The organism is Clostridium sp. Ade.TY, assembly GCF_000498355.1.
Classification (GTDB): Bacteria; Bacillota; Clostridia; order Clostridiales; family Clostridiaceae; genus Clostridium.
The window spans coordinates 211072-226198 of sequence record NZ_AVSV01000029.1 but is presented as its reverse complement, the minus strand read 5'-3'; the positions used below and the strand labels follow the sequence as shown (position 1 = coordinate 226198).

The following is a 15127-nucleotide window of genomic DNA, read 5'->3' as shown; positions in this document are numbered from 1 at the left end:
CTTAAGGTAGGAGTGGTTTAGAAATGTATAATGAAGAAATTAAAAATTTAAAGCTAAAAGTAAATAATTATTTTAATAAATACAATAAAGACTTTGTAATAGATTATATTAAAAACAATAATAAAGAAGAATACAAAAGAAAACTTATTGGTGCAGAGCTTTTATTAAATAATTCATTTATATTTGATAACACTTGGGATATGGAACAATGTAAAATTCCATATAAAATAAATCCTTTTAATTGGGATTATACACCAAATGGTGATGAAGAATGGATATTCATGTTAAATAGACATGAATTTTTAAATAAGCTTTTAATGGCTTATTATATTGAAGATGATAATAAGTATATAGACAAGTTAAAATGGTTTATATTTGATTGGATAGATAATAATGAAATAAATATAAAAGGTGGAAATACAATTAGAACTATTGATACAGGAATAAGATGTCTGGCATGGATAGAAATATTAATTCACCTTATAAATGAAGATAAATTACTTGATGAAGAAATTACAAAAATAGTTTTAAGTATAAAAGAGCAAATAGAGTATTTGAAAAAGGCTTATATAGGAAAGTATACATTAAGTAACTGGGGAGTACTTCAAACTACTTCAATATGTTCAATGTACTTATGGCTTGGAGACTTTTTAGATGATAAAAAGCTTTATAAGTGGGCTGAAGAAGAATTATATGAGCAAATAGATATGCAGGTTTTTGATGATGGATCTCATTGGGAACAATCATTAATGTATCATATAGAAGTTTTAAATTCATCAATGAAACTTATAAATTATTCAAGTAAATTAAATAGACATTTAAATTCAAAATTTAAAAAGAAAATTGAAAGTATGGCAGAATATTTAGTATATGCTAAATCTCCAAAGTCAACTCAAGAAGCTCAAGGAGATAGTGATATAACTGATGTTAGAGATTGTTTAGTTAAATCTTCTGTATTATTTAATAACTCTTTATTAAAATGGGCTTCATTTGATAAAATGGATCTTATGAGTATATGGAGTCTTGGAGAAGATGGATATAAAAAGTTTAATAGCTTAAAGGGAAAGGCACCAGAAGAAATAAATAAAAGTTTTATAGATTCTGGAAATATATATTTAAGAGATAGCTTTTTGGAAGATTCAAATTATACTTATATGCAAAATGGTACTCTTGGAAGTGGACATGGACACACTGATTTAGGTCATATATCTATTTATCATAAAGGAAAACCTTATTTCGTTGATTGTGGAAGATATACTTATGTTGAGGAAGATCCTATAAGAGAATATTTAAAATCACATAAAGCACATAATGTATGTCTTATTGATAATGATCCACATGGGGTGCCAAATAAATCTTGGAGTTATCATAAATATGGAGATTGTTTAAAAAATTATTTTAATAGTAAGTCAGGAATAAGTTATGCTGAAATGCCTTTTACAGGAACATTAAAAGATGGAACACCTTACTTAATAAATAGAAAAGTTCTTTATATACAAGGTGGTATGTGGGTAGTAGTTAATGATATAAAATGTAGTGGAGAACATGTTGCTCAATCTATATATAATTTAGATAATAATGTTAAAGTAACAAATAACAATAATAATATAGAAATAGACAATGATGGAGATTCATTAAATTTATACAGCAAAGATAGCTTTGAAATGAAAAATGGGCTAATATCAAAAAGCTATAATGAGATAAATAATAATAAAAGGCTAATTAAAAATATAGAATTTAAAAATAATAATGTAAATTATGATATTATATTAAGTAATAATATAAAGTTAGAGGATGTTCAAATAAAACAATTTAATAATAATAAGTCAATAGAAGAAGATAAAATAATTTGCAAAAAATTTATTTTATCTGAAGATGAAAGTTATATTATAATAATATTTAATAAAGAAACATTTAAGGGCGGCAAAATGTATTATTATAATGATATACCTTTTTATGGAAAAGTAGTTGTAATTCATCAAAAAGGTGAAAGTTACAATAAAATAAGACTAAAAGTTTAAATTGTAAGGAAATATATAGTAAACCGATTTAGGGGTGGAATATAAGAATGAATAAAGTAACAATAAAAGATATAGCGGATATGGCAGGGACGTCAAAGACAACAGTATCTTTCTATTTAAATGGAAAGTATGAAAAAATGTCAGCAGATACAAAAGAAAGAATAAAGGAAGTAATAAAAGAAACAAACTATAGTCCAAGTATAGTGGCAAGAAGCTTAACAATCAAAAAAACAAATTTAATTGGAGTAGTAGTTGCAGATATATCAAATCCATTTAGTAGTAATATAGTTAAAGGAATTGATGATGTAGCAAGAAGAGAAGATTATCAAATAATAGTTGGAAGTAGTAACTACGATTTTAATTATGAAGAAAAATATATAAATAAGATGCTTGATATGGGTGTAGATGGATTTATAGTACAATCTACAATTAAGTTTACAAGTCTTATAGAAAAAATTAAAGAACGTGGAAAAAAATTAGTCCTATTAGATTCAGTGGATGAAGAGTTTAAAGGGAAGTGGGTTAAAACTAATAACTATGAGATAACAAAAGAAGCGTTAGAAACATTAGTTAATAAGGGCTATAATAATTTTATATTCCTAACCCAAGATCCTAACCTTTTAATGGTTAGAGTAGAAAGAATGAAGGCTTTTGAAAAAACATTAGAAAATTTAGGAGCAGATTATTCAGTAAAGGTAATAAGTGAAGAAATAAATAACAATGAATTAGAAAAAGTAATAAATAAAGAAATTAAAAAAGATAAAAAGAATTTAATATTTGCTGTAAATGGTATTATGCTTCAAAAAACATATGATTATATAAAATATAAAAATTTAGATATTCCAAATAATGTAGGGCTTATAGGATTTGATGACTGGGATTGGGCAAGATACGCAAGTCCAACAGTTACTAATATTGCACAGCCAACCTATGAAGAAGGAAAAAAAGCAGCTAGAATATTAATAGATGATATAGAGCATAATAAAACAGAGAAATCCTCATTAGTTCTTAACTGTAAAATAAATTGGGGTGAATCTACAGGTTTAAAATAGTTTATAATTAAAAAAACGGATTCTTAAATAAAGAATCCGTTTTTTTATTATTAAATTATTTAACAACTATATTAACTAATTTTCCTTTTATAACTATAATTTTAACTATATTTTTGCCTTCTGTATTTTTAATTACATTTTCATCAGCTAATACAGCACTTTTTATAGTTTCATCATCTGCTCCATTTGGAATAACAACTTTAGCTCTTACTTTTCCGTTAATTTGAACAGCTATTTCAACTTCATCTTTAACTAATGCACTTGGATCAAATTCTGGCCAAGCTTCGTTAAATACTGAATTAGTATTACCGAATTTGCTCCATTGTTCTTCTGCAAAATGAGGTGCAAATGGTGCTATGATTTTTATAAAGCTTTCACAAACTTCTTTTAAGAACTTAGTATTTTTAACTTGTTCTTTATTATATTTTGATAAAGCATTTATAAATTCCATCATTCTTGCAATTGCAGTATTAAATTGCATTTTATCTCCATCTTCAGTAACACCTTTAATTGCAGTGTTTAACCAGAAGTTAAGTTCTTTTTCAGCCTTATCAATTGTATCTTTAGTTTTGTCTCCATGTATAGCTTCTAGAGCAGCTTCTAAGTTTCTTTCTATTCTATCTACGAATCTTGCAACAGACTTAATTCCGTCATCGCTCCAAGCTCCACCTTCAGTATAAGCAAAGCCAAACATTAAATACATTCTAAATACATCAGCACCGTATTCTTTAATATAATCATCTGGTGAAATTGTATTTCCTTTTGATTTACTCATCTTAAGGCCATCTGGTCCTAAAATTAATCCTTGGTGAACTAATGAAGTAAATGGTTCATCAAAGTTTAAGTATCCCATATCTCTTAATGCTTTTGTTATAAATCTTGCATATAGAAGGTGCATACAAGCATGCTCAGGTCCTCCAACATACATATCAACAGGAAGCATTTTATCTATAAGTTCCTTATTGAAAGGTTCTTTTTCATTTTTGTTGTCTGGGTATCTTAAGTAATACCATGATGAACAAACAAATGTATCTAAAGTATCAACTTCTCTTTTTGCTTTTCCACCACAGCAAGGACAAGTTGTGTTAACAAACTCTTCTGACTTAGCAAGTGGTGATTTACCATCTGGTGCAAATTCAACATCATATGGTAGTTTAACTGGAAGATCTTTTTCAGGTACAGGAACAGTTCCACATTTTTCACAATAAATCATTGGAATTGGAGCTCCCCAGTATCTTTGTCTTGATACAAGCCAGTCTCTTAATCTAAAGTTAACTTTTTGGCTTCCTTCATTAGACTGAGCTAATTTTTCAACAATTTTAACTTTAGCTTCTTTTGTAGTTAATCCATCAAATTCTCCTGAATTAACTAATACTCCATGCTCACAGTATGGAAGTTCTGTTTCTGAACCGTCTTTTGGAGCTATAACTCTATTTATTGGAAGATTAAACTTAGTTGCAAAAGCAAAATCTCTTTCATCATGAGCTGGAACTGCCATAACAGCACCTGTACCATAGCTTGCAAGTACATAGTCTGCTACCCATATAGGAACTTCTTTTCCGTTTATAGGGTTTATAGCATAGGCTCCAGTAAATACTCCAGATTTTTCTTTTGTACTTGATTGTCTTTCTATATCTGATTGCTTTATAGCTTCTTCTTTATATTTTTCAACAGCTTCTTTATTTTCATCAGTAACTAACTTGTTAACTAATTCATTTTCAGGAGCTAAAACAACATATGAAACTCCATTTAATGTATCAACTCTTGTTGTGAATACGTTAAATGATAAATCACTATCTTTAACTTTAAATGTAACTTCAGCACCAGTTGATTTACCAATCCAGTGTTTTTGCATTGCTACAGTTTTTTCTGGCCAGTTAAGTCCATCAAGTTTTTCAAGTAATTCATCAGCGTAATCAGTAATTTTTAAGAACCATTGAGTTAAATCCTTTTTAGTGACTTCAGTTCCACATCTTTCACATGCACCATCAACAACTTGTTCATTAGCTAAAACAGTGTTACATGATGGACACCAGTTTACAGGAGCTTTCTTTCTGTAAGCTAATCCTTTTTCGTAAAGTTTTAAGAATAACCATTGAGTCCATTTATAGTAATCTGGTCTACAAGTTACAAGTTCATTTTCCCAATTAAACATAGCTCCCATAGCTTTAAGTTGAGCTTCCATGTTTTTGATGTTTTGTTCAGTTGAGTCTTGTGGATGAATACCTGTCTTTATTGCAAAGTTTTCTGCTGGAAGACCAAAAGCATCAAATCCCATTGGTTGGAATACGTTGTATCCATTCATTCTTTTAAATCTTGCCCATGTATCAACTGGTCCATAGTTAAACCAGTGTCCAGCGTGAAGCTGGCTTCCTGATGGGTAAGAGAACATTTCAAGAACATAAAGTTTCTTATCTAAATTGTTTGGGTCAAATTTATATAATTGTTCATTTTCCCATTTTTCTTGCCATTTCTTATCGATAGCAGTTCCATAGTTTCCCATTAAAAATTCCTCCTTAAATATATCTTTATATGTAGCACATAATATGCTTTATAATTTGCAAATTTAAAAATAGTGGGTATTTAAGTAAACTTTTATAGAATAAAAATATAAAAGTTTAATAATATTTTTTAATTTCTAAATAAAAATTAGTTTAAAAAATAATTAAAATAAAATAAAAAAATCCTTTTGTCTCTTAAAAAATTAAGAGACGAAAGGATACTTCCGCGTTACCACTCTTTTTAGGAATTTTAATAATTCCTCGCTCAATAATTTAACGGTTACCCGTACTTGCTTCAACACAAGTAAGCTCCTAGGCAAGTTCCTATATTTGTGATACTATTTTCCACCAAACAATAGCTCTCTAAAAACACAATATTATAGTACTACTCCTATTCAAAGCAATATCATAATTAAATTTAAAAAATTAGTGTTATAAATATTATTATAACACTTTTTCTAATTATATATTAGAAAAGTTAATTAAGTCAATGATATTTTAAGTTATATAGATAAATAGAGGAAATAATAAGAGATTAAAGGAAGAATGATGCTATTTGTTATAGCAATTAATAGGTAAAGATAGAGATAGATAGGTAGATTTCACAAAATACAATATTTGTAATATAATACGTAGTATTAGACCTAAAGAAAAAAATTATAATTTGGAGCGTGATATTTTGTATTCCAGGTCAAAAGCCTTGAGAAGTATTCTTTTAGTAATACTAGGTTCAGGTATATTAGCTTTTGGTACTTATAATTTTAATTACCAAAACGGAGTTACAGAAGGAGGAGTTTTAGGATTACTTCTTCTTATAAAAAATGTTTTCGATATTTCACCATCAATAACAAATCTTATAATAGACTTTTCATTATTTGCTCTTGGAGCAAGATTTTTTGGAAAGAGATTCTTATTTTTCTCAATGTTTGCAACAGCATGTTTTTCAGTATCATATAAGATATTTGAAAGTATAGGTTTTATTGTACCAAGTCTTACTGAATATATGATTTTTGGAAGTATTTTTGCAGGACTTTTTGTTGGAGTTGGTGTAGGATTAGTACTTCGTGGAGGGGGAGCATCAGGTGGAGATGATGTTATTGCTCTTTTAGGTAGTAAATTTACTCCTCTTAAAGTTAACCATGTTTATATGTTAACTGATGCTATAGTATTATTACTTTCATTAGTATATTTAAGATTTGATCAAGTTATTTATTCTATATTAGCTGTTGTTATAAGTGGAAAACTTATTGAAGTTATATATGAATATAATGGTAATAAGATTAAAGGTGAAAAGATAGAGAAAAAAGAAAATGTAAATGCAAAAAAATCTATAACAACATAGAGTTTTTAAGCTATTATAGTTATTTCTATAATAGCTTTTTTAATTTAGAGCAATGATTAAAGTTTATATTTATAACAGGTAAATTTTTTTATATGGATTAATTAATATTTTATGTATCGGTACATTTGACTGCTTGTACTTAAGGTAATAACATTAAAGAAGAGATTATTAAATATTAAAGTTTGGAACAATATTTAATAGAGATTTAAAAAGGTTCTATGTATTTAATGGATAATTAATTTTTAATATATTATTTAGAATATTTAATTTTAGAAAGTAGTTAATTAAAAATTTAATAATGAATTAAAGCATAGATGAGAGACATAAATAAAAATTTTGATTTAGGAGATATACATTATGAAAAAGCCAATAGATAGAGTGTTAATGATAAATAGTTTTTGTACGGTAGGGAAAGTATCTATTACAAATATGATGCCTATTATGAGTGTTCGTGGCATAGAAGCATGTCCAATGCCATCAATAGTATTATCAAGTCATACAGAAGGATTTAAAGATATTGCTACATTTACTTCTAAAACTTTTATAGAAGATGCAACTAGAAGTATGAAAGAAAATAATATTAATTTTGATTTAAATTATATTGGATATTTAGGAAATATAGAAAACATAAATCAAACTGAAAATTATTTAAAGGATGTAGATAATTGTATAAATATAATTGATCCGATATTTGCTGATAATTTTAAATTATATAGTGGATTTGATATGAATTATGTTTATAAAATTAGAGAACTTTTAAAGTATAGTGATATAATTACTCCAAACTTTACTGAAGCTTTATTTTTAACAGGAAGAGAAAAGGAAAATGGAGAAAATTATAATGAAGATAATATTAAGAAGATAATTGATGATTTAAGAGAACTTGGAGCTAAGAAGGTAATTATAACTTCTGTACCATCAGATAAGGAAAATGAATTAAAAATAGCCGTATTTGATGGAGAAAAATTAAGCTTTGTAACTCATGAAAAGATGGAAAAATCATATACAGGTACAGGAGATATTTTTGCAGGTGTTTTATGCACAGAAGTTTTAAGAGGAACAGATTTAGCTTTAGCTTCAAAAATATCAGGTGAATTTGTTAAAGATTGTATTGAGTACAGTATGCAATTTGATTATCCAGCTATTGAAGGGGTTTTACTTGAAAAACAATTATATAGATTGATTTAAAATTTTCTAAAATATTATTTAAGAGATAAATTATATAACTAACTAAAAAGTATGGTAATATTGCCATACTTTTTTATTTTTATTGACTATATAATAAGAATATTGAAATTAATTTATTAAAAAAATAATAATATAAAATATATAAATAGATAAGATTTTTAATTTATAATTAAATAGAAAATAGTGGAATATTTTATGTTAGGTGGTGAAGTGATGATTCATATTTTAGATAATATTCCTTTAAAAATAAATGCTGTAAAGATAGATTATTTATTAAAAGGATGGTCAAACGATAAGAAGTTTTATATTGAAGATGATGGGGGTAATAAGTATTTACTTAGAGTTAATGATATTTCACAAAAAGAAAATAAATTAAAAGAATTTAAAAGTATTAAGTTATGTGAAGGCTTAAATATAGAAACTTCAAAGGCTATTGAATCTGGAGTTTCTAAAGATTCAAAGTATGTTTATATATTACTTAAATGGGTTGAAGGATATGATGCGTTAGAAAGAATAAAAGATTTTGATGAAATGGAGCAATATAATCTTGGAGTTAAATCAGGAAAAATTTTAAAAAAGATACATACAATAGAGCCATTTGAATTTAAAGATAGTTGGGAAGAGCGATATGGAGAAAAGATAAATAGAAAGATTAATGGATATAAAGATTGTGGCATTAAAATAGATGAAGATTTAAAAATGATTGAATTTATAAATAGATTAAAGCCTTATATAAATGGAAGAAAGCAAAGTTTTCATCATGGAGATTATCACATTGGAAATTTAATTATTACTGATGATAATAATATTGGAGTAATTGATTTTAATAGATTGGATTATGGCGATCCATGGGAAGAATTTAATAGAATATTTTTTTCATGGAGTGTAAGTGTTCCTTTTGCAATTGGGCAAATTCATGGATATTTTAATAATGATGTTCCAGATAAATTTTTTAAACTTTTAGCCCTATATGTTTGCACAAATTCCTTATCTTCAATTCCATGGGCTATTCCTTTTGGAGATAAAGAAATTAGTTTTATGGTTGAAAACGCTAATAATATTGTAAAGTGGTATGATAAATTTAATACTTATATTCCAGTTTGGTATAAGAGTCCAGAGGATATGCAATTATAGTAGATTATAAATAAAATAAAGGCATATAACTTTTAATCTAAAGTTATATGCCTTTTATTATTTTTTCCTAAACCATTTTAAATATATTAATAAAATTATAAAAGTTAATAAAAGAAAAAATAAAAATAATAAGTCTTTATTAAAAACAAATGATATAAAACTATTCCCCATAAATAGTCCCCCTTTTGTATAAAAAATTATACATAATAATATTTTACCTTATATAACCAATTAAGTTAAGGGATGATTTTATTTAAAGGATCAATAAATAATTACAATAAATTACAAATTAATTTAAACTTTATTTGTAAGCTTTAGAGTTTAAGCTTTTACTTAAATTTCATCATAAATATTCATTATAAATCTTTCAAAGTTTTCTTTTTGCATATGGCTATTTCCGGAGTAAACTTCATTTGATATTAGTGTTTTATTTAACATTTCAGCATCTAAAGAATATATTTGAGTGAAGTTCTTTTTTTCATATAAATCTCTTAAAAGTTCTCCTATTTTTAAAAGCATATTATAATGAATGCCATTTGAGAATCCAGGAATTTTAATATTATTAGTATCTTTTTTATAAAAGAATAAAGATTTAGCTAGCCAACCTTTTCTTGCTGTACTTTTTTTAGTACAATTACTTAAAACAAAATTTATATATTCTGTAAACTCAGTGAAATTACCAGTGCGAGTTTTTATACCGAGTATTGGATACCATAAGCCTTTAATCTTTCCACTATTTGTGCCTGATGATCTAAAATAAGCTAGTGTTACCCTTTCAACTCCATAACTAAATTTAATATTTACATCAATTAAACCAATCATTCTAAAAGGATCAATAGTATAAATGTTTGCCCTAAAACTTTTAGGGTATATTGATAAAATCCTTATAGCATTTTCCATAATATATGCCTCCTAATTTAATTATAAAACACCATGTGATATTAAAAATTTTGCATTATATCACATGGTGTAATATTAATTAATTAAATTCATAATTTTAATAAGCTGTTTTTTGATTTCTTCAGTATTTTTGTAACTTTCTTCAATTCCCATAAGTTTCTTTAAAAAAGTTTTTTCTTCTGGAATTAAGTCAAGCTCTTCATACCAAGGTTTTTCATTAGAATCTGTTGCAATATATGATGAATAATATAAGTGTAATAGGAAATCACCAATATACCAATAATCAATTTCTTTTTCATGATTTTCATCAATATTTCGAGCTAAACCAAAATCAATTAAAGCCAATTCATTATTTTCTTTTATTATGATATTTGGTAGTCTAATATCACGGTGTACTATATTTTTATTATGCAAAGTTTTTACTAAATTTAAAAGTTTGATTGCTACTTGATAAATTTCCTGTTTACTAAATTCATATCCATCCAATAACAAATCTTCGAATACTATTCCTTGGATATATTCTAATATATAGCCTTGTCTATCCTCATCTTTAAATTTTGATATAAACTTAGGGAATCTAGAGTCATTTAATTCACTTAAATCATTTAAAAGTTTTTCCTCGTAAAATAAAGTTCTTTTAGTTACTTTTAACATATCTGATTTTAGTTGTTTTACTATAGATTTTTCATTTTTTTCATTTATAGCCAAATATATAATCCCGTAACGACCTTCACCTATTTTTTCAATAATAGAGTAATCATTTATTATTTCTCCACTTTTATAATATCTGTCCATAACTGATATCTTTACTCATTATATTATTATCTACTGTATGATTTACTATAGTCTCTACTATATGATTTGCTGTATTCTCTACTATATGATTTACTATATTCTCTGCTGTATGATCTGCTATGAGAACTATATGATGAATCGCTATCTGATGAACTACTATCTGAAATACTCATATCACTGTATCTTCTTTTATAACGTTTATATCCTCCACAAGATCTATATCTATAATCTCTCATATAAAACATCTCCTAATTTTTATTGTAAGTTATTATTAACTATACTTAATTTATATTATGAGAAAATAGCAAAATGTGTTACATATATTTACTATTGTAAAAAAAGAAGATTAAATAAAAAATAATTATAATGGTATTTTAGTTTAAGTTTTAATTGAAAAAAATTTATGTAAAGTAAATATTTATAAATAAAATTTATAAAAATAGTAGTATTTTATTTTAAATATTATTATAAAAATTTCATTAATATAGCGTTATTGATAATAAATTAGAAAAAATGGTATAATTTATATAATTTTAATATTAAAATTTTACACAAATAATAAAAAAGCTTTAACTAACAGAAGAAAAAGAGGGATAAATTTGAAATACTTTGAGATTTTTATATTTTCTATTTTATTTGTAATAAATATGATACTTATTATAAGAATAATAAAGAGTAAAAGAATTATAACAAAAAATGATTATAGAATTGTAGATTTAAATTTAAAAAAAGGAAGAGAAAAAAATAACTTTAGCTATATTTGCTCATATTATTGTATATTAATTATATTAGTTTTAATGCAGTTATTAGTTATAGGGTCATTAATTATAGATGAGATTCAATTTATTATGTTTATAGGCTCATTTTATGCAATTATAATTGGTTTTAATAATCAATATTTTTATATAAGCAAAAATAAAATTGGAACTTTATATAAATTAATTAATGGAGAAAATATTGATTTTATTGAGATTAAATCAAATAAATATTATTGTGAAATTCGAATTTATTATAAAGATAAAAAAGAAAAGAAGATAAATTTAAGAAGTCGTAATACAAAGAGATTAATACAAAGTTTAAGAGATTATAATTATGAAGTATATTGTACGCCAAGTTAAATTTTAAATCCTTAAATTTAAAAGTAATATAAAATTTTTTTAATAAAAGTATATTAAGGTTCATATATTAAATACTATTTTAAAATATAGAAATTTAAATAATAATTATCAAAAATATATAATAAAAAGGTGGCATTATATTAAAAAGTAGTGCTACTAAATTTTTGTATACAAAATAAGTTTTTATATAGTAAAACTTAAGAATATCTTTAGAAATAGTTGTTATAATTGTTTACAAGTAGATTAATAATAAAAGAAAATACATATAAATTAAGGCTAAAACATAAAGTTTAGGGGATTATAAATTTATAAAATGATTTAATAAGGGAGGAAGTAAATTTGGAAATTTTTAATATATGCTTAATTACAGTACTTACAATATTTAATTGTTTTCTTTTTATTGCTTTTATGAGAAATGGAATATACTTAAAGAAAAATAGTGCAGAGTTTGTTGATCTTTTAAAAAAAGGATTAAAAATTAAAAGAATTAATTTTAATTTTATAATGTTACTTTTAGTAGTACAAGTTGGATTATTTCTTATAGCATATTTTAAAGAAACAAATTTATACTTCGTACTTATAATATATATATCACTTATGATAATTAATGATAGAGGATTTTATGTAAGTGATAAAAAGATAGGAAAAATGCTTAAACTTCAAGATACGGAAGGTGTTGAATACATAGAAATAGCTCGTACTATTGATTATGCTGAGTTTACATTAGTTTTTAATGACAATAGTATCAAAAAAATAAGAACACAAAATAAAAATGTAGAAGGAATAGAAGATGCATTAAAAGATTGTGGATATGAAGTTTATGACCAATCAAAATAATTAAGGTAAAAAAGCTAGTAAATTAATGATTTACTAGCTTTTTATAATTAAATTTAATAAAAACGGAGAGAAAAGGTATTTATTTTAAATAATTACATATTTTTTGAAGGTTGACATTTTGTTTCAAAGAAAATAAAATTCTGATATTATGCTAATTTAAGGAGGAAACAGAAATAGTGATATGAAGAAAAAAGTAGTTACAGTAGGATCGCTATTAGTGGCATTAGGTATTGTTTATGGTGATATTGGAACATCACCACTTTATGTTATGAAGGCAATACTTGCAACAAATAATGGATATCCAACATCAGATGTTGTTCTTGGAGGAGTGTCTTTAGTATTTTGGACATTAACTCTTCAAACTACTATAAAGTATGTAATATTAACTCTAAAAGCTGATAATAAAGGCGAGGGTGGAATATTCTCTTTATATACGTTAGTTAGAAAAAAAGCAAGATGGCTTCTTATACCAGCGGTTATAGGAGGAGCTGCACTTCTTGCAGATGGTATGATTACACCGCCAGTTACTGTTACGTCAGCTATTGAAGGACTTAATATTGTTTTGCCACTTTCAACAGATAGTATAATATTAATTGTAATATTAATACTAACAGTATTATTTTTTCTTCAAAGGTTTGGTTCAGCAAAAATAGGAAAAGTTTTTGGACCTGTAATGTTTATATGGTTTTCAATGCTTGCAATATTAGGAATAATACAAATAACAAGTTTCCCAGAAATTATAAAAGCATTAAATCCATATTATGCAATACATTTACTTATAACAAGTCCTGAAAGTACATATGTGCTAGGAGCAGTATTCCTTTGCACAACAGGAGCAGAAGCACTTTACTCAGATCTTGGACATTGTGGTAGATATAACATTTATTACACTTGGGTTTTAGTAAAAACTTGCCTTATATTAAATTATTTAGGACAAGGTGCTTACCTTATGAAAAATGCAGGAAAACTAATTAGTGAAAATCCATTTTTCTTAGTAATGCCAGATTGGTTTGTAATAATTGGTGTTGTTATAGCAACTTTAGCAGCTATAATTGCAAGTCAAGCTTTAATATCAGGGTCATTTACATTAATTTCAGAAGCTATAAAGTTAAATCTTTTCCCAAGGCTTCATGTAAGATACCCAAATGATGAAAAAGGACAATTATATATTCCAGCAGTTAATTATATATTATATATTGGTTGTGCATTACTTGTATTATATTTTAAGAAATCAGAAAATATGGAATCAGCATATGGACTAGCTATTACAGTCACTATGCTTATGACAACAATACTATTATCACAATATATTAGATTTAATAAGAAAAAGCCTATACTTGGCATTATTGTTTTTGTAGTGTTTGGAATTATAGAAGGAAGCTTTTTATATGCTAATATATTTAAAATATTTAGTGGTGGTTATATAACAATAATTATTGCTGGTTTATTAATCTTTATAATGTATATATGGATATATGGAAGTAGAATAAAGAAAAGATATAGTGAATTTAATGATATCTTAAAATATAAAGATAAGTTTAAGGCAATAAAGGAAGATAAAGAAATACCTTTATATTCTACAAACTTAGTTTATTTAACAAAATCATATAAATGGAATGAAGTTGAAAATAAAATATTATATTCAATATTTAATAAGTTGCCAAAGCGTTCTAAATACTATTGGTTTGTAAATATTTCAGTTACTGATGAACCTTATACTGAAAAGTATCAAGTTAAAACAATAGTTGAAAATCAAATATTTAGTGTGAGATTTAAGCTTGGTTTTCGTGTTGATCAAGGAATAAATGTTTTATTAAGACAAGTTATACAAGAGCTTGTAGCAACAGGAGAATTAGAATTTGTTCCAAAAGAATATATGATAAGTGATGATGATAGACCAACAGTTGGTGATTTTAAATTTGTAATTTTAGAAGAATCACTTTCTAATGAAAGTAGACTTTCAACTTGGGATAGTTTTGTAATAAGTTTTAAGTTAGCAATTAAAAAACTTACTGTATCACCTGCAAAATGGTTTGGTATAGATACAAGTATAGTAGAAGTTGAAAAGGCTCCTATAACTATAGGAAACAGGTGTAAACCAAGTAAATTAATAAGAATAAAATAAATTAATAAAAAGGTAAAAGTATAGAATAATATGCTTTTACCTTTTTTGTTATAGAAAATTTTAATATTTTAAAATAGCATATTTTAAGGTGAAAAATAATAAAAATACAGTAAT

Annotated in this window: 12 protein-coding genes and 1 other annotated feature; of the genes, 8 read left to right on the top strand and 4 right to left on the bottom strand. The window is 25.3% G+C overall.

What is annotated here, in order from left to right; all coding sequences use genetic code 11:
* The first annotated feature begins 23 nt into the window (after nt 1–23).
* Nucleotides 24–2021, top strand: coding sequence for a heparinase II/III family protein (locus O212_RS0112675; RefSeq protein WP_024615472.1), 1998 nt, complete (start codon nt 24–26; stop codon nt 2019–2021).
* A gap of 47 nt (nt 2022–2068) precedes the next feature.
* A complete protein-coding gene (locus O212_RS0112670) occupies nt 2069–3073 on the top strand; it encodes a LacI family DNA-binding transcriptional regulator (RefSeq protein ID WP_024615471.1) in 1005 nt (334 codons plus the stop codon).
* A 55-nt stretch (nt 3074–3128) separates the two neighbouring features.
* On the opposite strand, the gene leuS is transcribed toward O212_RS0112670, so the two are convergent.
* On the bottom strand, nt 3129–5576 hold the full coding sequence (leuS, locus tag O212_RS0112665) for a leucine--tRNA ligase (protein WP_024615470.1): 2448 nt from the start codon (nt 5574–5576) through the stop codon (nt 3129–3131).
* Between the two features lie 201 nt (nt 5577–5777).
* Nucleotides 5778–5982, bottom strand: a binding site (T-box leader).
* Nucleotides 5983–6274: 292 nt separating this feature from the next.
* On the opposite strand from leuS, the gene O212_RS0112660 reads away from it, so the two are divergent.
* The 3 genes from O212_RS0112660 (at nt 6275) to O212_RS0112650 (ending at nt 9238) form a co-directional block, all read left to right on the top strand.
* Nucleotides 6275–6916 carry a YitT family protein gene (locus O212_RS0112660; RefSeq protein WP_242829575.1) on the top strand — a complete coding sequence of 214 codons (642 nt, stop codon included), beginning with the start codon at nt 6275–6277 and terminating at the stop codon, nt 6914–6916.
* A gap of 357 nt (nt 6917–7273) precedes the next feature.
* Nucleotides 7274–8104, top strand: a complete 831-nt coding sequence (locus O212_RS0112655; RefSeq protein WP_024615468.1) for a pyridoxamine kinase — start codon at nt 7274–7276, stop codon at nt 8102–8104.
* A 213-nt stretch (nt 8105–8317) separates the two neighbouring features.
* Nucleotides 8318–9238 carry a phosphotransferase gene (locus O212_RS0112650; RefSeq protein ID WP_024615467.1) on the top strand — a complete coding sequence of 307 codons (921 nt, stop codon included), beginning with the start codon at nt 8318–8320 and terminating at the stop codon, nt 9236–9238.
* A 333-nt stretch (nt 9239–9571) separates the two neighbouring features.
* On the opposite strand, the gene O212_RS0112640 is transcribed toward O212_RS0112650, so the two are convergent.
* From O212_RS0112640 to O212_RS0112630, 3 genes are all read right to left on the bottom strand, one after another.
* Nucleotides 9572–10138, bottom strand: a complete 567-nt coding sequence (locus O212_RS0112640; protein ID WP_024615466.1) for a hypothetical protein — start codon at nt 10136–10138, stop codon at nt 9572–9574.
* Nucleotides 10139–10213: 75 nt separating this feature from the next.
* Entirely contained in the window at nt 10214–10933 is a 720-nt protein-coding gene (locus tag O212_RS0112635) for a protein kinase (protein ID WP_024615465.1), read from the bottom strand.
* A 26-nt stretch (nt 10934–10959) separates the two neighbouring features.
* Nucleotides 10960–11169 carry a hypothetical protein gene (locus O212_RS0112630; protein WP_024615464.1) on the bottom strand — a complete coding sequence of 70 codons (210 nt, stop codon included), beginning with the start codon at nt 11167–11169 and terminating at the stop codon, nt 10960–10962.
* 363 nt (nt 11170–11532) lie between these two features.
* Here O212_RS0112630 and O212_RS0112625 point away from each other — a divergent pair, with 363 nt between their 5' ends.
* From O212_RS0112625 to O212_RS0112615, 3 genes are all read left to right on the top strand, one after another.
* Complete coding sequence (locus O212_RS0112625) at nt 11533–12051, top strand: hypothetical protein (protein WP_024615463.1); 519 nt, start codon at nt 11533–11535, stop codon at nt 12049–12051.
* Between the two features lie 339 nt (nt 12052–12390).
* On the top strand, nt 12391–12888 hold the full coding sequence (locus tag O212_RS0112620) for a hypothetical protein (RefSeq protein WP_024615462.1): 498 nt from the start codon (nt 12391–12393) through the stop codon (nt 12886–12888).
* Nucleotides 12889–13069: 181 nt separating this feature from the next.
* Entirely contained in the window at nt 13070–15013 is a 1944-nt protein-coding gene (locus tag O212_RS0112615) for a KUP/HAK/KT family potassium transporter (RefSeq protein WP_024615461.1), read from the top strand.
* Nucleotides 15014–15127: the final 114 nt, after the last annotated feature.

What these genes read in the sequence shown, in the direction of transcription:
- O212_RS0112675 (WP_024615472.1), top strand. Translation starts at nt 24, where the DNA reads ATGTATAATGAAGAAATTAAAAATTTAAAGCTAAAAGTAAATAATTAT.
- O212_RS0112670 (WP_024615471.1), top strand. Translation starts at nt 2,069, where the DNA reads ATGAATAAAGTAACAATAAAAGATATAGCGGATATGGCAGGGACGTCA.
- leuS (WP_024615470.1), bottom strand. Translation starts at nt 5,576, where the DNA reads ATGGGAAACTATGGAACTGCTATCGATAAGAAATGGCAAGAAAAATGG.
- O212_RS0112655 (WP_024615468.1), top strand. Translation starts at nt 7,274, where the DNA reads ATGAAAAAGCCAATAGATAGAGTGTTAATGATAAATAGTTTTTGTACG.
- O212_RS0112650 (WP_024615467.1), top strand. Translation starts at nt 8,318, where the DNA reads ATGATTCATATTTTAGATAATATTCCTTTAAAAATAAATGCTGTAAAG.
- O212_RS0112640 (WP_024615466.1), bottom strand. Translation starts at nt 10,138, where the DNA reads ATGGAAAATGCTATAAGGATTTTATCAATATACCCTAAAAGTTTTAGG.
- O212_RS0112635 (WP_024615465.1), bottom strand. Translation starts at nt 10,933, where the DNA reads ATGGACAGATATTATAAAAGTGGAGAAATAATAAATGATTACTCTATT.
- O212_RS0112630 (WP_024615464.1), bottom strand. Translation starts at nt 11,169, where the DNA reads ATGAGAGATTATAGATATAGATCTTGTGGAGGATATAAACGTTATAAA.
- O212_RS0112615 (WP_024615461.1), top strand. Translation starts at nt 13,070, where the DNA reads ATGAAGAAAAAAGTAGTTACAGTAGGATCGCTATTAGTGGCATTAGGT.